This window comes from Candidatus Villigracilis saccharophilus, from assembly GCF_016711665.1.
In genome coordinates this window covers 11,352-31,634 of the sequence record NZ_JADJSO010000059.1, presented here as the reverse complement: position 1 = coordinate 31,634, position 20,283 = coordinate 11,352, and the positions used below count along the sequence as shown (strand labels likewise).

At 48.8% G+C, this 20,283-nt stretch carries 18 protein-coding genes; 3 read left to right on the top strand and 15 right to left on the bottom strand.

What is annotated here, in order from left to right; all coding sequences use genetic code 11:
- Positions 1–14 precede the first annotated feature (14 nt).
- The 4 genes from IPL17_RS18675 to IPL17_RS18660 are packed head-to-tail and all read right to left on the bottom strand — an operon-like array spanning position 15 to position 4,075.
- Complete coding sequence (locus IPL17_RS18675; RefSeq protein ID WP_345308595.1) at positions 15–1,925, bottom strand: hypothetical protein; 1,911 nt, start codon at positions 1,923–1,925, stop codon at positions 15–17.
- Between the two features lie 53 nt (positions 1,926–1,978).
- A complete protein-coding gene (locus IPL17_RS18670) occupies positions 1,979–2,518 on the bottom strand; it encodes a GNAT family N-acetyltransferase (RefSeq protein ID WP_345308594.1) in 540 nt (179 codons plus the stop codon).
- A gap of 20 nt (positions 2,519–2,538) precedes the next feature.
- Positions 2,539–3,216 carry a hypothetical protein gene (locus IPL17_RS18665; RefSeq protein ID WP_345308593.1) on the bottom strand — a complete coding sequence of 226 codons (678 nt, stop codon included), beginning with the start codon at positions 3,214–3,216 and terminating at the stop codon, positions 2,539–2,541.
- 19 nt (positions 3,217–3,235) lie between these two features.
- The gene (locus IPL17_RS18660) at positions 3,236–4,075 is read right to left on the bottom strand and encodes a purine-nucleoside phosphorylase (RefSeq protein ID WP_345308592.1); all 840 of its coding nucleotides are present in this window, start codon (positions 4,073–4,075) and stop codon (positions 3,236–3,238) included.
- 143 nt (positions 4,076–4,218) lie between these two features.
- On the opposite strand from IPL17_RS18660, the gene IPL17_RS18655 reads away from it, so the two are divergent.
- On the top strand, positions 4,219–7,368 hold the full coding sequence (locus tag IPL17_RS18655) for an HD domain-containing phosphohydrolase (protein WP_345308591.1): 3,150 nt from the start codon (positions 4,219–4,221) through the stop codon (positions 7,366–7,368).
- Between the two features lie 25 nt (positions 7,369–7,393).
- Here IPL17_RS18655 and ltaE read toward each other — a convergent pair whose 3' ends face one another.
- From ltaE to IPL17_RS18615, 8 genes are all read right to left on the bottom strand, one after another.
- On the bottom strand, positions 7,394–8,428 hold the full coding sequence (gene ltaE, locus IPL17_RS18650; RefSeq protein WP_345308590.1) for a low-specificity L-threonine aldolase: 1,035 nt from the start codon (positions 8,426–8,428) through the stop codon (positions 7,394–7,396).
- A 15-nt stretch (positions 8,429–8,443) separates the two neighbouring features.
- A complete protein-coding gene (locus tag IPL17_RS18645; protein WP_345308589.1) occupies positions 8,444–9,370 on the bottom strand; it encodes an RluA family pseudouridine synthase in 927 nt (308 codons plus the stop codon).
- On the bottom strand, positions 9,367–9,930 hold the full coding sequence (gene lspA, locus IPL17_RS18640; RefSeq protein WP_345308588.1) for a signal peptidase II: 564 nt from the start codon (positions 9,928–9,930) through the stop codon (positions 9,367–9,369). The genes IPL17_RS18645 and lspA overlap by 4 nt, the downstream gene beginning before the upstream one ends.
- 28 nt (positions 9,931–9,958) lie before the next feature.
- Positions 9,959–11,086: an alanine racemase gene (gene alr / locus IPL17_RS18635; protein ID WP_345308587.1), complete on the bottom strand. Its 1,128-nt coding sequence runs from the start codon at positions 11,084–11,086 to the stop codon at positions 9,959–9,961.
- A 3-nt stretch (positions 11,087–11,089) separates the two neighbouring features.
- Complete coding sequence (locus IPL17_RS18630; protein ID WP_345308586.1) at positions 11,090–11,554, bottom strand: GNAT family N-acetyltransferase; 465 nt, start codon at positions 11,552–11,554, stop codon at positions 11,090–11,092.
- Between the two features lie 80 nt (positions 11,555–11,634).
- Complete coding sequence (locus IPL17_RS18625; RefSeq protein WP_345308585.1) at positions 11,635–12,057, bottom strand: DUF1761 domain-containing protein; 423 nt, start codon at positions 12,055–12,057, stop codon at positions 11,635–11,637.
- 195 nt (positions 12,058–12,252) lie between these two features.
- The gene (gene tpx, locus IPL17_RS18620) at positions 12,253–12,777 is read right to left on the bottom strand and encodes a thiol peroxidase (RefSeq protein WP_345308584.1); all 525 of its coding nucleotides are present in this window, start codon (positions 12,775–12,777) and stop codon (positions 12,253–12,255) included.
- A 166-nt stretch (positions 12,778–12,943) separates the two neighbouring features.
- Positions 12,944–14,566 carry a peptide chain release factor 3 gene (locus tag IPL17_RS18615; RefSeq protein ID WP_345308583.1) on the bottom strand — a complete coding sequence of 541 codons (1,623 nt, stop codon included), beginning with the start codon at positions 14,564–14,566 and terminating at the stop codon, positions 12,944–12,946.
- 162 nt (positions 14,567–14,728) lie between these two features.
- On the opposite strand from IPL17_RS18615, the gene IPL17_RS18610 reads away from it, so the two are divergent.
- Positions 14,729–15,880, top strand: a complete 1,152-nt coding sequence (locus IPL17_RS18610) for a M4 family metallopeptidase (protein ID WP_345308582.1) — start codon at positions 14,729–14,731, stop codon at positions 15,878–15,880.
- Positions 15,877–16,173, top strand: a complete 297-nt coding sequence (locus IPL17_RS18605) for a protealysin inhibitor emfourin (RefSeq protein WP_345308581.1) — start codon at positions 15,877–15,879, stop codon at positions 16,171–16,173. Before IPL17_RS18610 ends, IPL17_RS18605 begins: the two co-directional genes overlap by 4 nt.
- Positions 16,174–16,219: 46 nt before the next feature.
- Here IPL17_RS18605 and IPL17_RS18600 read toward each other — a convergent pair whose 3' ends face one another.
- The 3 genes from IPL17_RS18600 to fusA form a co-directional block, all read right to left on the bottom strand.
- Positions 16,220–17,701: a DUF2723 domain-containing protein gene (locus IPL17_RS18600; RefSeq protein WP_345308580.1), complete on the bottom strand. Its 1,482-nt coding sequence runs from the start codon at positions 17,699–17,701 to the stop codon at positions 16,220–16,222.
- Positions 17,702–17,725: 24 nt separating this feature from the next.
- Complete coding sequence (locus IPL17_RS18595; protein WP_345308579.1) at positions 17,726–17,998, bottom strand: MoaD/ThiS family protein; 273 nt, start codon at positions 17,996–17,998, stop codon at positions 17,726–17,728.
- A gap of 117 nt (positions 17,999–18,115) precedes the next feature.
- A complete protein-coding gene (gene fusA / locus IPL17_RS18590; protein WP_345308578.1) occupies positions 18,116–20,212 on the bottom strand; it encodes an elongation factor G in 2,097 nt (698 codons plus the stop codon).
- Positions 20,213–20,283 lie beyond the last annotated feature (71 nt).

The following is a 20,283-nucleotide window of genomic DNA, read 5'->3' as shown; positions in this document are numbered from 1 at the left end:
AGAAAATTTCCTAATTATTGATCCTTGAGATTTACTTCCATTTCAAGGATCGCCTTTGCAACCGCTTCTACAGCCACACGCTGTTTTCGATATAGATCTGCTTCAGACATGGCTAGGCGCGAAGCCACATCACGAACCTTGCGTCCTTCGATAAATTTCATTTCCAAGATATTGTACAGTATCCATTCGGTGGTGAATTTTCGATCACCACCGGGTTTAACCTGGTCAACAGCCTTGCGCAATAAAGAGCGAAGCGCGTTAGCCGAATTGCCGTCATCTTTTTCAGCAAGGTCGCGCACCACTTGCAGTTTGATCATCGGATTATTGGTAAGTTTTGGTCCGCCCCAATAATGCGTAAGCGCATCTTTAACCCAATTAGCCAGATCTTCTTCTTCAGGAAGTGGCTCAGCGAGCAGGCTTGCGCGGGTGTCGTAGCGGCCGGCCGCACGCATACGCTGGATCAACTCAACCTGAGGCTGAAGGTCAGCCAGCGAGCGGAACACGCGCTGCTGTAATTGACGGTCTTCCAGGGCAAGCGCGGCACGGTCTGCCAGCAGCCACAGCGCATCACGCTGCTCCCGCTCCAGAACTTGTTTCTCGGGCCGTGCCACCCCAAGCAAGCCGAGCAGGGATGGCAATTCATCCTGATCCATATCTGCACGCCTGCGCTGATGTAACGGCAATACCCAGAAATTACCCCATTGAAATTCACGCCTTGGATCGTCAGGCACTTTTTCAAGGACTTCTGTTAATCCTTCCTGGTCAAGCATGGCGCGATTCCCAGCAACGATCAAAGGGGAAAGAGTCTCATCGTCCAGCGCGGCAATAAAAGCAGATGGGGATTGCAAGTGATCACGCACTGCGGCAAGCACAGCTTCAAGAAATTGCTGGAGGTCGCCCTGTGTCAACAAACGCTCTTCAAAATTTTGAAGAACTTTCAACTCACCGCGATCACTGCCAAAGAACAGCCAGCGTTCCCAAAGAGGCGCAGCAAAAGTAATGGCATGTTCAAGCGACAAGATCGTGGCAACCACAATAAATGGCACAAATGCGTTATACGGAGAGCCGAAAAATTCACCGCCGCGACGGACAACGGTCATTAATGCCAATGCGGCAGAGGCGGTCACAGGTCCGCGCATGATCCATTTGACCAAACGGCTCTTGATCACACGGTCAGGCCATGAAACGCCGAAGAACGCAACCGCATACGCCATCACGATCACCAATGCGCCGACAAGCACATTGATCATGGTCGCCACGCTCCAGAATAAATAAGGATGTTCCGCAGCAAGTCCATACCCAAACAAAAGGTATGGATAGGAACCAAGCGCCGGTGCAGTCGCGCCAGCCATCAAATACAACATACGGCGGCGGCCAGAGCGGGTCAACATTAGGCTATACGCACGCGCAAAATTCACCCCTGCCCAAACCATTGCGGCCACATAGAAAAGCGTAAAAACTTCGGTCCAAATCGTTCTCAGGAGATGCGGAGCTGGTTTCCCATCCGGCACGAGCGGACCAAGTAAATATCCAAATGCGAGCAGTGCGAGAAAGAAAACAGAAACAATATACATACCGCGCACCGCGAATCTTCTTCGCCCGCGGGAGGGGCGGCCTGCTGTCACAAGTAAGGCATCAGAAAGGTGCAGGTATGCTGCGGGGAGAAAAACAATACCAAACCATTGCAGCCGCAAAAGCAAGTCAAGCGTTTGCGTTGCAAGTGATTTATCCTGCAAGGCTTCGGCGGTAAAAACGATCACCACGCAAAGTAGAATGATCGCGAATGAACGCGCCACTCTATCGCGCAAGTTGAATGAAAGCGCATATAGGAATAGCGAAAATGCCGTAATGGCAATCCCCGCAGTTAGGATTTGATTTAGTGTCTGGATCCCCGCCAGCAACGTATCCGTCCAACCGTTAATCATACAACCCTTCCAATAAAAGATTCAACACCAAGCAGGCCAACCTGCCTTACATATTATTTTATATTCCTGGAAAAAAATAAAGCCACATCCTGATTGTTATAATAGTGGTCATTATACCCGCAGAATTCATACCCGAACTTTTGCGCCAAACGGACAGCGGGAAGGTTTTTTGACTGCATCTCAAGGATCAACCGACGATGCGATCTGTTCCCCGCCCAATCCTGCGCGGCTGACAATAAGGCGCTACCAACCCCCTTACGGCGGTGCGTGACATTCACTACAAGGTCAGTAACCCAGACAACTGAAGCGGCTCCACGCTCAAGCAGACTAATGTATCCGACAGGTTCCTGACCCACCAACCCCGTATACATCATGGATTTTCTCACCCAATCATCTGCAAGCGCGAACGGATTATGAGGATATTCGATCGTAATCGAACGCGGCAAGCGCACTTCACGAAATGAAGCAATTGCCTGACCAGGCTCACGGCGCAGTTCTAACTGCCAAACCGATTCACTGGCAATAGAATGATCAAAACCCATTAATCGTGAAAGGTCATTTGCAACGGTGGGACGAATGTCAATTTCAATCATAATTTTTCCAAAGTTGGTGATCATTGTAAGGGGATAATCCGTACGGGCACAATACAAACAGGAAGCGACTGTCCCTGATTATCAGTAACCACAAGACGAAGTTGGTAATCGCCGGGTGTTAATGTAGTTGTATCCCAGCGTCCGAGCGAGCCTTCATTCACGGTCGCGCGCCCAGCGGAAATGGTTGCCCAGGTATTACTTCCTTGAGATGCCACCTCGTATTTATAAAAACCAAAATTAGGGATATTTACTGTGCCGATCAATTCAATAGCGCCTTTGATCTCCTCCCCAGGATTCGGGGAAGTGATCTCAATCTGATCGGGTGTACATCCTGTAGAATTTAATGCGACTTTTGGAATCGGGTTTGCGAACTGAGTCATCATCTCCACAGAAAGCGTACCTGTGGGTGTTGAAATCAAATCCAGTGTGGGGGTACCTAAAAAAGTATCCAACGGAAGGCCGGGAATCACAAAAGAGGCAATGAATACCTCCGCACAAAATAGGACAACGATCAAAATCGAAATCGCAGCAGACTGCCCCAAACGACGTGATGAGAACTGACGTTCCAGACTGTAAACAGCAGTTTGAACTTCCTGCCAAGAGCGCCACAACCAGCGGAAGGCAAACATACCAAATATGGCAAGGAGGATATAGATCAGCACCTCGTAGGAGGCGAGAAATTTATAAAGTTCAGTCATGCGCAAACATCAATAGTGATTATTCCAAACCACGCAATACACCACGAATGATCATTTCAACCTTGGGCGTGATGACTTTACCAGCCTCGATCACCTCTTCGTGGGTTGTTACTGTTGAACCATCCAGATTAGCCTTGTTGCTGATCCCAGAAAGACCCAACACACGCATATTACCATGCCGTGCAACGATCACCTCAGGAACTGTAGACATACCCACAGCGTCAGCACCAGCCATGCGCAGAAAACGCAGGTCAGCGGGAGATTCAAAGGATGGCCCGCTCAGGCCGGCGTAAACCCCTTCGCGTAAAGTCAATCCATTATCCATTGCAACTTGACGTGCAAGCTCGCAATAGGCACGATCATACGGCTGGCTCATATCCGGGAAGCGCGTACCGATCTCGTCCAAATTTGGCCCCATGAGCGGATTCAATCCTGACATCCCCATCAAATTTATCTGATCTGTTATAAGCATGACATCGCCGGGTTCAAAATCTGGGTGAACGCCCCCGGCGGCGTTTGTAACAATCATGCTGGAGATGCCCAATCGCTGCATCACACGCACCGGCAAGGTCACCTGTCCCATTGTATAGCCTTCGTAATAATGGATGCGTCCCTGCATCACAAGCACGGGTTTGCCTTCCAAATAACCAATGACAAACCGTCCCGCGTGGCCATGCACCGTAGAAACAGGAAAATTAGGCAGGTCGTTGTACGAGATACGGACTGCATCCTGGACAGAATCAGCTAAACCGTTAAGTCCGGAGCCGAGGATAATCCCGGCAACGGGTTGAATTGATATTTGATCTTTTATCATTTTCACAACGGAATCGATCTCTGAGAGAGTAATAAAATTTTGCATTTACGCTACCTGCTTATAAAGTATTACACTCGACCATGCCCCCATTGGAAAGGTCAAATGCTGTTTGCGATTATATCAGAAATCACAAACAGGCTTTTGAAAGGTAGAAAAATTCTGTTTCTTATGCTATCCTACGTGATGTAATGAAACACCCATCCGAAAAAGATCTAATCACGCTTTCATCCATGATCCTGGGATTCACGGGAATCTGTTTGTTATTGACCCCGTCCCGTTTAAATTCAGTGATCATTGGTCTTCCAAATTGGATACCCGCGTGGCTGGGAATATGTTCATTCCTTACTTCCCTATCGTCGCAGATATTTTTAGCCCTGCATCATCAAAAACGAAGCGGGGTCATTCAAGGCGCTTCGGCGATTTTACTATTTATTTTTGCAGCAGTTTTCTTTAGGGCAGGGTTATTTATCGAAGGTATCATTATATTATTCACGGGGATCACACAGTTGGTTCTGGCATCGCCATTTCATTTTTTATCCGCACGGAAGCATTCGTTTAAGACCGCCTCTACAGCCATCGCCTTCGCGTGCGGGATCGTCCTAGCGCTCTCCGAAGGTCATTATTATCGACTTGATATCACCCTATATAAAACTCCTCTGGTAATCGGGTTCTTAACCACTGCCTTATTTGGGATGATCGCAATCGTCTTTCCAATTCTAAAATACGGCTCGCTGCTGTTTCGCCTACAGATCATTCCGTGGCTGGTCTGGTGTTTCATCTTTTCACCAACCCTATTAATTGCTAATTTAATCGCGCCTGCTTTGCTTATTATGATGATCGTTTTCAGTGACTTACTGCCATGGAAAAGGCTGTACCTGCCTCAGGATGACATGTTCGGACGCCGCATCATCATGACGGCAAGTACACTGGCATTAACTTTACTTATCTTCCTGAGCGCGCTGTTGTATATCATAGACCGTTCAATTGCCCCATTAAATCTATATTTATTGACGGCCCGCGATGCGGCCTTTTGGTTCTTTATAGCATTATCTCTAGTTCTCTATTATGAAGTATCCATGATCATTATGACGATCAACGGATTGATACAGGAATTAGGCGACGCTGAAGATGAAAGGGGAAAATCTACATCTGAAACTAACACAAAGACATGGAACAATCGTCTGGAACGTTATATCAAGCCTTTCATGCTTATCAGCAATGGACTCCGCATTCGACTGACTGCCCAGGCCGACCAGACCAGGGTACTTGGGGAACAGCTAACATGTGAAAAGAAACGCATCACGCAGTTGACCCTGCTGCTGGAATTGAGTCAACAGCTTGAAAGCCAGTTAGACCAGCCTGTTGCGGCGCAACTGGCCATGAATACACTTGAACGCGCACTGGAATGTTCACTTGCGAGTCTCTATATCCACGAACCTGATCAAAAACAATTCATGCTCCTGGCCGCCGCGGGTGAACAGACCAACATGATGCCATCCGGCTACCGCCAAAACATTTCAGATGGGGTGATCGGGCGCGCTGTCCGTCAAAGGAAAACACAGATCGTTAATGACATCAAAGCAGATGCTGATTACATTTCCTTTGATAACGAGCCAAATCTATCGGCAGTTGTCATACCCATAATATTCAATGGTCACGCGAATGGAACGATCGTACTCAACAGCTTAAAGGTGAACGCCTTTGACAGTCTCGACATTGCTCTTGCCGAAGCTGTCGCCGCAGAACTCAGCCGCGCGTGGGAACGCTCCGGTTACCAGGAACGGCTGATGAATCTTGTTCAGGCAGGCAGTCAATTAGCCTCCATGGTGGAACCTGAATCCACAGCCAGAGAAGTAGCCTTCATCACCAGAGAAATTTTGCAGGCTCGGTTTACATTTGTACACATCCAATTAGGGCAGGAAAGAAACTTCGCGCAGAGCGCTTCCGCCGGCAAGGCGCCGCACTTATTGGAATCTCTGGGAAAATCCATAAATTCAGACGCGCTAATACAGATCGCATCCCAGGCTGTGCAGCCCTTCCGCGTACGGGATGTTCGGAAATACGCTGCGACCTCACATCTTGTTATTGACCACCCAAGTTTGCGAAGCATGTTGACCATTCCGATCCGCTGGCACCGAATCAATATTGGGGCGATCTTCGCGTTCGGCAAAAAGAATGAAGTTTTTTTTACCGAAAACGATGAAGCCCTCGCCGAACTTCTTTCCATTCAAACCGCGGGTGCATTTGAAAGCACCTGGCTTCAACAGGAATTACGCGCATCCCTGCGGATCACTTCGCTGCTCTACCGGCTAAGCAATCAGATCATTCAAGCCGAAAACCTGGAACACGCTGCTTCTGACATTGCTCAAACAGCGCACAAACTCGCAAAAAGCACCACAACAGGAATCATACTGTTCACCCCGTCAGGCGACTTAATCACTGAGATGCAGATCGACTCCAATGGTATTCATCATGATCGCGAGCATCCAATGGATCTCATAAAAGACACCATGCAGTCGGGTCAATTGATCTACATTTCATTGGGAAATTCGACAGTACGAACCTGCCTGCCCATCCAAACCCCCGTTCAAAAATACGGCGCAATTTGGATGGATGCGCCTGAAGATCAGGGGCATAAACCCACCGCAAACCCCAATGACCTGCAAGCGCTTGTCAATCAAGCGGCCATCGCGCTGGAACGTTCCTTATTATGGGTGGAGTCACAAAGACAGGCGCTCGAGATCAAAGCGGCTTACGATAAATTAGAAGCCACTTATGATCAAACCCTCGAGTCACTCATGTCTGCTCTGGACGCCCGCGACCGCGAAACCGAAGGTCACAGCACGCGCGTGGCCCATCTCGTCGCAAAATTAGGCGAAGCGCTTGGCTATTCTTCCAAAGACTTAAAAGTTTTGGAACGCGGATCGCTGTTGCATGATATTGGCAAGATAGGAATCAGCGACACGATCCTGCATAAGCCAGGACCGCTCAGCGAAGAGGAATGGAAGATCATGCGCATGCATCCCGATATTGGTGCAAAGATCGTGGCGGGAATTCCCTTCCTGCAAGAGACCATCCCGCTCATCCGCCATCATCAGGAAAAATGGGATGGGACAGGCTACCCTACGGGGTTGCGCGGCCAGGAAATCCCCGTTCTGGCGCGAATATTTTCAGTGGTAGACACTTTCGATGCGTTAACCAACAAACGTCCATATCGGCAGGAAATATCGGCAAGCGAAGCGGTAAATTATTTACGTGAACAAGCCGGGATAATTTTCGACCCAACCATTGTGGAAGCATTTGAAAAATTGATAACGACCGAAACACAACCAACCTGACCGATCAGTCAAAAAATGGCGGCTGTTATTTCAACACTTCTCCAAAGGCCTTCACAGTTTTCTCCACACCCGCATCATCCACCCAATAGTGCGTCACCAAACGAAAACGCCTTGGTCCCGCCCAATCCACCAGCACACCGCGTGTTTTCATTTCTACGACGATTTGATCAACTCTTAATTTGACTTCATCCAGCAGATCAAAATACACCATATTGGATGACGGGCTCGCATCCAGCTTTAATCCCCGAACCTGCTTCAATCCCTCATACAGACTCTTCGCCCGCGCATGATCCTGCCCAAGCCGCGTGGACAGTTTCTCCAGCGAGATCAGTCCCGCCGCAGCCAGCACTCCAGCCTGACGCATCCCGCCGCCCAGCATCTTTCGCAAGTGTCGCGCGCGCGTAATAAACTTCCTCCTCCCAACCAGCATCGAGCCAACGGGAGCGACCAATCCCTTGCTCAAACAAAACATGACCGAGTCTGCAGGCTCAACCAGATCTTTCACAGATACATTTAGAGCAGCCGCCGCATTGAAGATCCGCGCGCCGTCCATGTGAAGGAATAAATCATGGTCTTGTGCTATCTTTCCAACAGCTTGAACATATTCCACTGGAAGCACAACCCCGCCGCACACGTTCTGAGTATTCTCAAGACAGATAAGTCTAGTAATTGTGTGGTGCACATCCTCGGTCTGGATGGATGCGAGAATTTCATCCAACGCGAGAGTGCCGTCCGCTTGATTCTTGATCGGGTGCGGATGAATTCCGCCCAACGCAGACATTCCGCCCGCTTCATTCAAGTAGATATGAGATTTATCTCCAACGATCACCTCATCTCCGCGTTGACAATGCACAAGCAAAGCCAGTAGATTACCCATTGTTCCAGACGGGACAAAAAGAGCATCCTCCTTGCCTAACATCTCGGCAGCTTTTTGTTGTAATTGATTTACCGTGGGATCATCCATGTAAACATCATCACCCACCTCAGCCTCAGCCATCGCTTCGCGCATTTCGGGTGTGGGCTTGGTCACGGTATCAGATCGAAGGTCAACATATTCCATAAAAAAATCTCCTGACTAAATGTACTGCCTAACTTCTTCCAAAACTTTTTTCAATTCATCAGGTAATTCCGCTTCAAATAATCTCGGCTTCTTTTCATTTGGCAAAACGATCTTAAGTTTCGCCGCATGCAAAAAATGTCTATCGATGTGGAGCGTTACACTTTTTTTCCCATAGATCGAATCGCCAACGATCGGACAACCCAAAAACTGGCAATGCAATCTGATCTGATGAGTGCGTCCGGTAAATGGATGAAACTCTAAAAGTGTGTGTTCGTTGAACGACTCGAGTGTTTTATATTCGCTGACTGATTCGCGCCCTTTACCAGCGGGGACAATCGCCATCTTTTTTCTGTGACTTGGGTCACGGCCAATGGATGCTTCCACCCGCCCGGTGGGCGTAGGCGGTTTGCCATCCACAAGTGCAAGGTATGTTTTCTCGACAGTCCGCAAGCGGAACTGATCCTGCAGCCAGCGGTGAGCACGCTCATTCTTCGCAAGCACGATCAGGCCTGACGTTTCCTTATCCAATCTGTGCACCAGACCAGGGCGCTCCTCACCGCCAATGCCTTCCATATCCGGGTCATAACCCAAAACGGCATGGACCAGCGTGCCTGAGTCGTGCCCCGCCGCGGGATGGACCACCATGCCTGCAGGTTTGTTTACAACGATCAAGTCATCGTTTTCAAAAATAATATTCAATGGAATATTCTCACCCACAAGCCCGCTCGGCACAGGCGGAGGCACGCGCACTTCGATCTCAGCCCCCGTATCAATGGATTGGCCTGATTTTTTGGCAGGAACATTATTTATGGAAACAAATCCGTCGTCGATCAAGCCCTGCAAACGCGCGCGCGAGAATTCAGGCAGACGAGTTACAAGGAATTTATCAAGGCGTTCAGCTTTTTCCCCATCATAACGAAATTTCTCTATGCGATCGCTCAAGACTGCTCACCACTGATATTCGATTGTTCATTATTCACTATTGACTGGTCACTATCCGATGACAACTTTGCCGCGTTCTTTTTTTCCTGTTGTTCCTTGTACCATACGCCAATCAATAGAACGATGACGCCGATCGTGATGGAAGAATCTGCCACATTGAAAACAGGAAAAGTACCAACCGATAGAAAATCCGTTACTTTCCCGAACATGAGTCTATCGATCAAGTTTCCAGTTGCGCCAGCGAGCTGTAAGCCCATCGCGAGTTTCAAGGTCCAGTCCTCAGATTCAACCTGAGGGTAGTAATAAATGATCGCGGCGATCACAATAAAGGCCAGAACCGTAAACACCAAATTCCCATTTTGGAACATACCGAATGCCGCGCCGCTGTTGTGCCAGTTCACAAAACGCGCGTACGGACTCAGCCAACTCAGCCAATCGGGAAGCCATTGCGAACCAAATTCAATATTCGCACGAACAAGCGACTTCGTCCATTGATCCAGGACAATGACAACGCCAGCCACGCCAAATAAAATCAGATAGTCTTTTAATTTCGAATTCAACTTTCACCTCAACTACAAAATAGTCCAGCTATTGTACCGCACCCATAAACACACGCGGCACCCGCGCGCTGATATTCGTCATCACTTCGTACTCATTCGTGCCAGCCCAATCGGCTAATTCTTCAGGGATGATCCCGTTTCCGAGCAGGGTGACCTCGTCCCCCACTTTGACATCGTCTCCGCCGACATTGACCATGAATTGATCCATGCAAATGCGCCCGACCTGTGGATAGGATTTGCCATTGATGAGGACGCGCGGATGATTCGTCATACGGCGGAAATAACCGTCGGCGTATCCACACGGAACCGTGACGATCCTGGTCTGCTCTTCAGCCTGCCACAACGACCCATAGCTGACTCCACGCCCGGGCAGGGTGAGCTTGCTGAACACAACTTTTGATTTCCATTTGAGCGCAGGCTTAACTTCTATGGTTTTTTCAATGTCTCTGCCTGGATAAACGCCATAGAACAAGACGCCAGGTCGCACCATATCATAATAACTCTCAGGCATTCGCAAGGTGGCCCCTGAATTTGCCATGTGTCTTATCTGTGGATGCGGTACGCTTCGTTTTTCGTAGATGGACAAGACTTCCTGAAAACGCTCCAGCTGCAAAGAGGCTTTGACTTCCCTGGCATTGGATGGCAGACTATCATCAATCGTTTCTGAATTCGCGAAATGGGTAAAAATCCCTTCCACATCAACATGGCTACACGCCAGAGACTTTTCTATCAACGCCTCGGCTTCGTATTCGCGGACGCCGATACGCTCCATGCCAGTATCTATCTTGAGGTGGGTTTTGATGCGCTTCCCCGCTGACCCTGCCAATTGTTCTGCAGCAGTTAGAAGGTCTAGAGACGAAGCGGCGAGGGTTAAGTCGTATTCAAGGAATTCAGGCAGTTGCTCAAGCAAGGTTCCGCCCATAATAAGGATCGGCGTCGTGATTCCCAGCTTGCGAAGATGAATGCCCTCCTCCGCAATTGCCACGCCGATGTAATCCGCAAAAGGAGCAATGAACGGGGCAACGCCATCCACGCCATGACCATAGGCATTGGCCTTTAGTACTACGAGTACCTTTGCAGGCGCAACATGCGCGCGAATGTTTTCAAGATTTTGTTTTAATTGCGAAAGATTTACTTCAAGATATGTGGGACGCATAATTTATTTTTTAATTTTATTTGCCCGCCAATGGTATTCAACGTCGGGCTCGGATTCAGGCTCGGGGCTGACGCCAAATTTTTCAGCGACAAAACCATTCTTTTCATAAAAAGCGCGCGCCATTTTATTCGCGATGTGTGTATATAACCACATGTGTTTCGGCAAAAGTTGACGAGCCTTTTTCAACAACGCCCCGCCAATGCCTTGACGATGATAGGCAGGGTCAACATACAGACGATCTATGAATTCACCTTGAATGGCAAGAAAACCAAGCGGAACACCATTGCGTTCATATACCCAGATCTGGTCTTCTGCCACCACGGCTCGTGAAAAATACTCGCGCGCATCTTCGAGTGTGTGTCCCATGCGCTGCATGAGTTTTGGCATGGCGACGGTTTCCGCTTCAAACCATAAACGCGTAACGTCTTCAAAGTCTTCGGGCTTATATAATCGAATAATGGGCTGCATGGATTGAGTATACCCGACTCAAGAAAAATCCCCGAAAAACAAAAAGTTTTCCAGGGATTTTGTGTTTAATTTTAAAACTGTTAATGCCACGCACCGAGAATGGCGCCAAAAAGAACAAAGTTGATCAAGTGATTTCCAGTTTCGAGAGCCCAAGCCTTTAATTGGCCCGCAAACAATTTATTTGTCAGGCTTGTCGCAGCTACGAAACCAAACCAAAGCATAAAGCCAGCCCTTGCGCCGGAAGCTAGGGTTGCGCCGCCGGATGCGCTTCCCATAAAGTTCACCATGATCGCCATGGATACTGCCTGAACGATTGAGGCAAGAACAGTCCCGCCCCACATCAAGCCCATGTTATCGCCGCCGGGAGTGTCCTTTTCTGTTTTTCCAATGGCTTTCCACCATATCGGGAAAAAAGTCTTCGGACCAAACCAAATACTCCCGCTGATCATACTGACCACTACACAAGCTGCAACAGCCAACCAGTTTATAGAACCAAAATCCATCTCAGCCTCCATTGATAAAGTTAATTGGCACACACCAATCTTTTATCGCATTATATCAGCAGGTTTTTTGCTTTTACTGAGTTCAAAATCCCCGAACTTTGTGCAAAACCAGAGATCTTGTTTATAACGATTATGCCTTTATCTTCAAGGAACCAGTTATTAAAAGCGCATTCTATCGAGTGCGCTTGATCGAATTTACTTCAACGCGTCTTTGGCGGCGTTAATGACTTCCTCGTAATTTGGCTCTTGACCCAGGGACGGCAAATAGGTCACATAAGTCAGGTTGCCATCACGGCCAACGATAAAAACGGAGCGGCGCAGATAACGGCGTTCTTTGATGACGACACCATACTTCAATCCAAAATCGGTTTCGAGTACATCGGAAACGACTTTGACTTTATCAACCCCAGCCGCGCCACACCAGCGCTGCTGCGCCATCGGGAAATCTGTGCTGATGGTGTAGATGATGATGTCGTCACCCAACCTGGATGCTTCTTCGTTGAAGCGACGGGTTTCACGGTCGCATACTTCAGTATCGAGGGATGGCACCGCGGACAAAATAATGACCTTACCTTTTGATTCCTGGATGGGATTTACAGACTTCCAACCAAAAATGACCGAAGTAAATTCAGGGGCGGCCTGCCCAACTTTCACTTCGTCACCAAGCAAAGTGGCAAAGTTATCACCAATTTTGAACACATCCGTGCGGATAGTTGTCATATTTTTTCTCCTTGGAAAAAGATTTACTGTACCATGTAGAATACCGCAACATACGAACTCTTACTTTTTGGAATGGATCTTAACGAAGGAAAAACTGATAGCGCAGGAAATATCGTTTGGCAAAGCCAGCTCATAGCCCGGCTAGGAAGCGTATTCTTTTGGCAGGTCACACCGCGTCAATTTCGACAAATTTTAAGTCGGGATATTTTTCAGTGTAATGCTTCAAGAAAAAAGCGGAACTGAACAGAGCCACCCATTTATCACGTGAGTCACGCGCAATAATGACCTCGCCGCGATTGGGTAATTTTTCAACTGCCGCATCAGCGCCTTTGATCCAGCGCATCAAAACATGGTTCAATCTTTCCAGATCGGTCGGCACGTTGTATTCAGCTTTCAATCTGGCTTGCACGACATCGAATTGCAATTGCCCAACAACCGCAAGGATCGGCTCTCTTTTGAAAGCATTGAGATTATAGAGTACCTGCACCGCGCCTTCACTTTCAAGCTGACCCAATCCCTTGGCGAACTGTTTTTGTTTGCCCAAATCAGTGTTGCGCAAAAGCGCAAAATGTTCAGGCTGAAAGCGCGGAATGGAAGCGAAGTGAAACGGCGTTCCAGAACAAAGTGTATCCCCGATGGCAAACTCTCCATTATTGGGAAGTCCAAGCACATCGCCCGGGAAAGCCTCATCAATGATCTCGCGCTCACTGGCGAAAAGTTTGTAGGGACGCAGCAAGCGGATCACCTTGCCGGTTTGCGCGTGGGTCAGATCCATGCCGCGTTCAAAACGACCAGAACAAATACGCAAAAACGCGACGCTGTCACGATGTTTTGGGTTCATATTCGCCTGGATCTTAAAGACAAAGCCAGAGAATTCAGGCGAATCTGGAGATATGACTCCCGCATCACTTTGATAGGGCTGGGGGATCGGCGCATACTTCACGAAAGTATCAAGGAACAAACGCACCCCAAAGTTGGTCACAGCGCTTCCGAAGAATACGGGTGTCTGCTGTTCACTCAAGACGCTGGCGTGGTCAAAGACGACACCCACCTCATCCAGAAGATCAATGCTTTCGACAAGATGTTTGTAACGTTCCTCTGACAACATCTTATTTTGCTTGACATCCTCAAGATGCATGAACACTTCCGGAGCCATGCGCTCATTGCGTTCTGTGCGTTCGAACACGTAGACACCTTTTGTGGCGCGGTCATAGACTCCGCGGAAGTCTGGTCCGTCGCCAATGGGCCAGTTCATCGGGATCGGCTCCATGCCCAACACTTTTTTGATCTCATCCAATAATTCAAGCGGATCGCGGGCGGGACGATCCATTTTATTAACAAAGGTGAAAATTGGAATGCCGCGCTTGCGGCAAACCTCAAATAATTTAAGGGTCTGCGGTTCGATACCCTTGGCGGCATCAATGACCATGACCGCGCTGTCGACTGCGGATAAGGTGCGATAAGTATCTTCAGAAAAATCCTGATGCCCCGGGGTATCGAGTAAATTGATAATATGCTCTTGGTAAGGGAATTGAAGAATGGTGGACGTGATCGAGATCCCGCGTTCGCGCTCCATCTCCATCCAGTCAGACGTAGTCGAACGTTGATTCTTGCGCGCGCGCACATTCCCTGCCAATTCAATGGCGTTGCCGTATAGCAGCAGCTTCTCGGTCAGCGTGGTCTTGCCCGCATCCGGATGTGAAATGATCGCGAATGTGCGACGGGCGGCGATCGATTCGCCGAGCGAAGTGCGTTTTTCTAAATTGGTATTCGATAATTCATCCTGCATTTTTTTCTCCACGCCTCTTGGAAAGGCGTGAAATTTTAGCATAGAATTGCTTTGAAAATAAATTATCGCAGCCTTTGAATTCGTCCACTGTTTGGGGATTGCAAAGTCTAATTCGGAGTTGTATACTCACATTAATAAAGCCAACCGATCCCAGGAGGTATTATGTCCCACCGTCACTCTATATTCTGTATCCTGCCGCCATACATGCTCGATCAAATAGTCCAAAACGGCACCAGTGCACAGCGTGAAATGGCCGTGCGGACTTTGGCTACATCCGAGAGGACACGAAAAAACCGTATCGATATTGCCAAAGCCTCAATGCGGGCAGGGAGTTTTTCCGTACTCGGGAACGTTAAAAACCGAGTAGTCTACGATGCACGCTTTGGGACAAGCCTCCCCGGTATTGTTGCCCGCAGCGAGGGTGATACTCCCGTTTTTGACCCAGCGGTCAATGAAGCATATGATGGCAGCGGCGCGACCTACGACCTATACGCGGCAGTTTATAGCAGAAACTCCATTGACAATAAGGGAATGAGACTTAACTCCACCGTCCATTATGACAAGGGTTACGATAATGCCTTTTGGGATGGTCAGCAAATGGTCTATGGTGATGGTGACGAGGATCTTCCCGCCGCTCAACGCTTGTTCAACCGCTTCACGCTATCACTGGATGTGATCGGTCACGAATTGACACACGGCGTCACGCAATTCGAAGCCAATCTCGTCTACTCCAATCAACAGGGCGCCCTGAACGAAGCCGTCTCGGATATTTTCGGCTCACTGGTCAAACAGTACCAGCGTGGACAAACCGCAGACCAGGCAGATTGGATCATTGGCGAAGGCCTATTCACAGAGAACGTGAAGGGCTTTGGCATCCGCTCAATGAAGGCGCCTGGGACCGCCTATAACGATCCTGTGCTCGGCAAAGATCCCCAGCCTGCGCATATGAAAGATTACAAAACCACTTCACAGGATAATGGCGGCGTACACATCAACTCGGGGATTGTTAACCATGCCTTCTACGTGACCGCAATCGAGCTCGGCGGCTTCGCATGGGAAAAAGCAGGACAGATCTGGTACAAAGCACTCACCGAAAAACTTCAAAGCAACTCCAACTTCCAAAACGCAGGCGATCTTACATTTGAGGCAGCGGGCGAACTTTTTGGTCTGGGCAGTTTGGAACAAAACGCGATCAAGACAGGCTGGTCTGAGGTGGGCATCACAGTTGGAGGCACACCGGGAGGCGGCGGAACAACTCCGGGTGGCGATGGTTGTCTAAGAGGACTGATGCAGGCTTTGGGCTTGTCAAAATGATGCGTATCATTTTCGAACGCACAGGCGGGTTCATGGGACGGACAGTCAGCTTGAACCTTGATCTGGCTGATCTCCCTTCCGAGCAAGCCCAGACCTTGAAGCGGCTCGTGGACGAATCAGATTTCTTCAACCTGACAGAGCCTCCGCCGAACACAATCATGCGGGACGGCTTCAACTACTCACTGACAGTCACCAAAGAAAAAACCGAGCGAACCCTTCACCTCTCTGAAAGGAACATCCCGAACGGATTGCGCCCACTTGTTGAAGATCTTATTGAAAGGATGCGAAAATAAAATCTAAAAACGAAGAGAGGCACCTTCGATATGCCTTTCTTCGTTTTTATGGTAATTCTGCAGGCTGGCAGGATAATTTCATTTCATCAATGAACTCAACCTGGCAGGCTGGCCGACCAGGGTTTGCAGCGATCACAGTGGAATCAAAGGGGGATGGAAGTGGCAAATTCAACTGTGGATAATTTATCTGCAAACTTTCCTGATACCAATCAAAGTGAAGCAGGTCGGTTGCGATCACAATCAGGTCCCGCCGTTCATGCAGTGCATAGTGAAAGTACCACAATGTGAAAATTGCCTTATCCCCTTCTGCAAACACAATTGCATCCACAGGCGCTTGAAGCATCACTGTTTTTCCAAATTGTTCCGCACGCATATCCCGCGAAGCATCCACCGTCGACCAATGACGCCCAGCCTGGAAGAATAAAGACAAAAGGACCAACAAACCGATCACCGATCCTATTTTTTGAAATCGGTGATTGAGCATGTCGGTCAACCCATCCACACCGATGCCGATCCATATTGCAAAGCATAAAAACACCGGCATGAGGTACATATAGGAATCAAAGGTTGCGTATCCGATCGCGAAGAATATAAATATGAACGCAGTCCAGATCGTGTTAAGGTATAGGCGTGTCGGCTGATAAAAAACGATCAAACCAAACAATCCAACGACCAAACCAACGATCCCAAACTGGTCAATCAACATGTCCGCAACAGACCGAATCCGCAGCCAAACATCTTGAGGAGATAGATCAAAAATTTGCCGGTGATATAGTTTTCCTGAAACCAGCCAGATGAAGTTTTGAGGCGTGACTGGATTCCCCCAATTCAATTTCGGTAAAGACGCAGCACGCAAAGGCAGTGAAATATATGCCAGCAGGCCTATTCCCATCCAAAGTAATCGCTGAAATATAGTCCGCCAGTCCAGTCTCCACTTTTCAGAAGGAAAAACCGAGAAAATAAGAACGGGAAAAAGCAGAACGGTTGTGAGGTGATTTCCCATTCCCAACCCAAATACGAGCCCAGATAATACGTTCAACCATTTCCCAGGGAGCTGCATTATTAAATGGTCTGATGATTGATATAGAATAGCGATCACAAACAAGGCGTGTAAAGTATAGACTTCCGTGACAACAGCCTGCGACCAGATCAATGGAGCAAGTCCGAAAGCAAGTGCAGATACCATTCCCGAGATTTTTGCCCCATTGCCCGGCGCAACAAGTTTGTTAACAAGGCGATAGATCATCAACGAAGTCAGAATAGCTGCAAATGCGGATAATAAATTTGTGCGAAAAGCAAGGGTGCCGACTGGCAATAATTGAAACAAACGTGAAATAAAAAGGTAAACAGGATATCCCGTTGGATGCGCCACCCCGCCAACAGCAGCGGCAGTAATCAGGTCTCCCCCATCAGAACTTTCATTTGCCCAGGTCAACCCAGGCGCCATGGTCAACAGGTAAACCACGAACAATGAAACTACCATTCCCACCGCAGGAATGTAGTCACGATAAGGAAAGGACTTACGCATAAATAAAACCTGAGACAACCACGATCACCCCCCCGCCGCGGATGCCATCAGGATCACCTTGTCGTCTTCCTTCAAAATTGTCTTCATCCCGTTCAATTCACGTGAATGAACGCCATTTACAAAAATATTAAAGTGACGGCGTAAGTCACCCTTTGCATCAAATAAATGTGTCTTCAGGGTCGGATAGCGCAGAACAATATTATCAAGCAGCACAGCAATGGTCGTCCCCTCGACGATGAACTCACTCTGGTTGTCCACGTAATATTTCATGAGAGCGGGAAAACGGACAGTTGGCATGGCAGAAGTATAAAGGGTTCCCTGAAGTTTGTCGAAGGGTGAAAGTTCTCCCCAAAATGTAAAAGTCCTGAAGATGTGATTCTCCAGGACTTTCTAAAACTCTTACAAGCCGCAAAACTACATACCGCCTTGCTCTTCCTTCTTAGCTTCCATTTCCTTTTTATGCGCTTCGATGATCGGACCAGTAATATGAGACGGGACTGTATCGTAATGATCAAAGTCCATTGTAAAGTATCCGCGCCCACCGGTGATGGAACGGAGTTGGGTGGTATAGCGCAATAACTCAGCCATCGGGACGTGCGCCACAATGATGGTATTGCCATGCTCAGAGTCTGTTCCCTGCACGCGTCCGCGGCGGGTGCTGAGATCACTCATCACATCGCCCATGTTCGCGTCCGGCACCGTGACACGGATGGTCATGATCGGCTCGAACAAAACAGGACCCGCATCATGGACTGCCAATTTGAAGGCTTCGCGTCCCGCAATTTCAAAGGCGAGCGGCTTGGAATCGACTTCATGTTCCTTGCCATCATAAACAATCACTTTGACATTACTCATGGGATAACCTGCAAAGGCTCCCCGTTCCATGGTGGCTTTAATGCCTTTTTCGATTGGGGGTAAATAGGATTTGGAAAGGTTCATACCAACAAGTTCATCGGTAAACTCAAAATCGGCTGTCGGCAATGGCTCAATGCGCAGATGCACCTCGCCAAATTGACCTGAGCCACCGCTTTGCTTCTTGTGGCGGTATTGACCGCTGGCTTTGCGTGTAATCCCTTCACGGTATGGAACACGCGGTTCGTGGGTAGCAAGCCCCACCTGGAACTTGGTTTGAGCGCGATGCAACGCCACATCAATGTGCTGGTCGCCCATGCCCTGTAAAACGGTTTCGTGAGTGATCGGATCATTCACCCAAACGAGGGTCATATCTTCTTCGCACAAGCGAGTCAAAGTTGGGGAGATCTTCGCGGCATCGGCTTGACTCTTTGGAGTAATAGCAACACGATACAACGCCGCAGGGAATTTTGGTTTTTCAATTGTGAGCGGGTGTCCCTTGTCGCAGAAGGAATCGCCTGTCACTGTTACCGTTAATTTGGATACCACTGCGATATCACCGGCGTGCACAACTTTCGTTGGGATCGCTTCCTTGCCGCGCTGGAAGTGCAGACCGGATACACGTTCGTCCGCGCCTCTGGTTTGGTTCCAGATGTGACCATCCGCCTGGACTGAACCGGAGAATACACGGAAGTACGTCATCTTGCCCACGAACGGGTCAGCTGTGGTCTTCCACACATATGCAGACAATGGGCTAGTGTCAGACGGCTTGAGATGCTCATCACCATCTTTGCCCTTCGCGACACGCGCAGATGTGGCTTGCAACGGAGAAGGCATCAGGTCAATGATATCGTTGAGGAGCGCAATTGCGCCAACTTCATGTCCGCCCGCGGCACAGAAGACCGGCACAAATGCTCCAGCGTAAACCACATCTTCCAGACCGCGCACCATCTCGGCGTCGGTCAGAGAACCGTTCTCGAGGTACTTCTCCATCAACTCGTCTTCGCCTTCAGCCGCAGCTTCGACGAGCGCAAAATGCGCAGCTTCCGCCGCTTCTTTTAGATCCGCCGGGATATCTGCTGTGGTTTTACCATCGCCCAAATAGGATTTCATGCCAATGATGTCCACTACGCCTTTGAAACCAGCCTTCTCGCCAATCGGCAAATGGACTTTGATGGCGCGTTTGCCATGCGCCTTTACAAAAGCTTCAATGGCATCATAAGTTTCTTCAAAGTTCGCGTTATCGCGATCCATCTTGTTAATTACAAAAAAGCGCGGCAGATTGAATTCATCTGCATAACGCCATGCCAGCTCAGTACCGACTTCGATACCAGAGACAGCATCTACTAAAATAACCGCGCCATCAGCGACACTTAAGGCAGAGATAATCTCGCCTACAAAATCAGTGTAGCCTGGCGCGTCTATAATATTTATTTTATGATCGCGGTGCTCGATTGGGATTACGCTTGAATAAATGGAGATCTTGCGGCGGTGTTCCTCATCGTCATAATCCGATGCGGTCGTACCGTCTTCAACCTTACCCAAACGGGTGGTTGCCCCAGTTGCATGTAGAAAAGCCTCCGCCAACATTGTTTTACCCGCGCCGCCATGCGATACAAGCGCGATGTTGCGAAGAAACTCGGTGGTATACTCTTTCATCGAAAAAGCCCTTCCTCAAGTCATAGGATGTAAATCTGTTGATTATCCTGCCTTACTCGGCATTTTATGAC

Excerpts from the sequence above, each read along its gene's own strand:
- IPL17_RS18675 (WP_345308595.1), bottom strand. The coding sequence starts at position 1,925 with ATGATTAACGGTTGGACGGATACGTTGCTGGCGGGGATCCAGACACTA.
- IPL17_RS18670 (WP_345308594.1), bottom strand. The coding sequence starts at position 2,518 with ATGATTGAAATTGACATTCGTCCCACCGTTGCAAATGACCTTTCACGA.
- IPL17_RS18665 (WP_345308593.1), bottom strand. The coding sequence starts at position 3,216 with ATGACTGAACTTTATAAATTTCTCGCCTCCTACGAGGTGCTGATCTAT.
- IPL17_RS18660 (WP_345308592.1), bottom strand. The coding sequence starts at position 4,075 with ATGCAAAATTTTATTACTCTCTCAGAGATCGATTCCGTTGTGAAAATG.
- IPL17_RS18655 (WP_345308591.1), top strand. The coding sequence starts at position 4,219 with ATGAAACACCCATCCGAAAAAGATCTAATCACGCTTTCATCCATGATC.
- ltaE (WP_345308590.1), bottom strand. The coding sequence starts at position 8,428 with ATGGAATATGTTGACCTTCGATCTGATACCGTGACCAAGCCCACACCC.
- alr (WP_345308587.1), bottom strand. The coding sequence starts at position 11,086 with ATGCGTCCCACATATCTTGAAGTAAATCTTTCGCAATTAAAACAAAAT.
- IPL17_RS18630 (WP_345308586.1), bottom strand. The coding sequence starts at position 11,554 with ATGCAGCCCATTATTCGATTATATAAGCCCGAAGACTTTGAAGACGTT.
- IPL17_RS18625 (WP_345308585.1), bottom strand. The coding sequence starts at position 12,057 with ATGGATTTTGGTTCTATAAACTGGTTGGCTGTTGCAGCTTGTGTAGTG.
- tpx (WP_345308584.1), bottom strand. The coding sequence starts at position 12,777 with ATGACAACTATCCGCACGGATGTGTTCAAAATTGGTGATAACTTTGCC.
- IPL17_RS18615 (WP_345308583.1), bottom strand. The coding sequence starts at position 14,566 with ATGCAGGATGAATTATCGAATACCAATTTAGAAAAACGCACTTCGCTC.
- IPL17_RS18610 (WP_345308582.1), top strand. The coding sequence starts at position 14,729 with ATGTCCCACCGTCACTCTATATTCTGTATCCTGCCGCCATACATGCTC.
- IPL17_RS18605 (WP_345308581.1), top strand. The coding sequence starts at position 15,877 with ATGATGCGTATCATTTTCGAACGCACAGGCGGGTTCATGGGACGGACA.
- IPL17_RS18600 (WP_345308580.1), bottom strand. The coding sequence starts at position 17,701 with ATGCGTAAGTCCTTTCCTTATCGTGACTACATTCCTGCGGTGGGAATG.
- IPL17_RS18595 (WP_345308579.1), bottom strand. The coding sequence starts at position 17,998 with ATGCCAACTGTCCGTTTTCCCGCTCTCATGAAATATTACGTGGACAAC.
- fusA (WP_345308578.1), bottom strand. The coding sequence starts at position 20,212 with ATGAAAGAGTATACCACCGAGTTTCTTCGCAACATCGCGCTTGTATCG.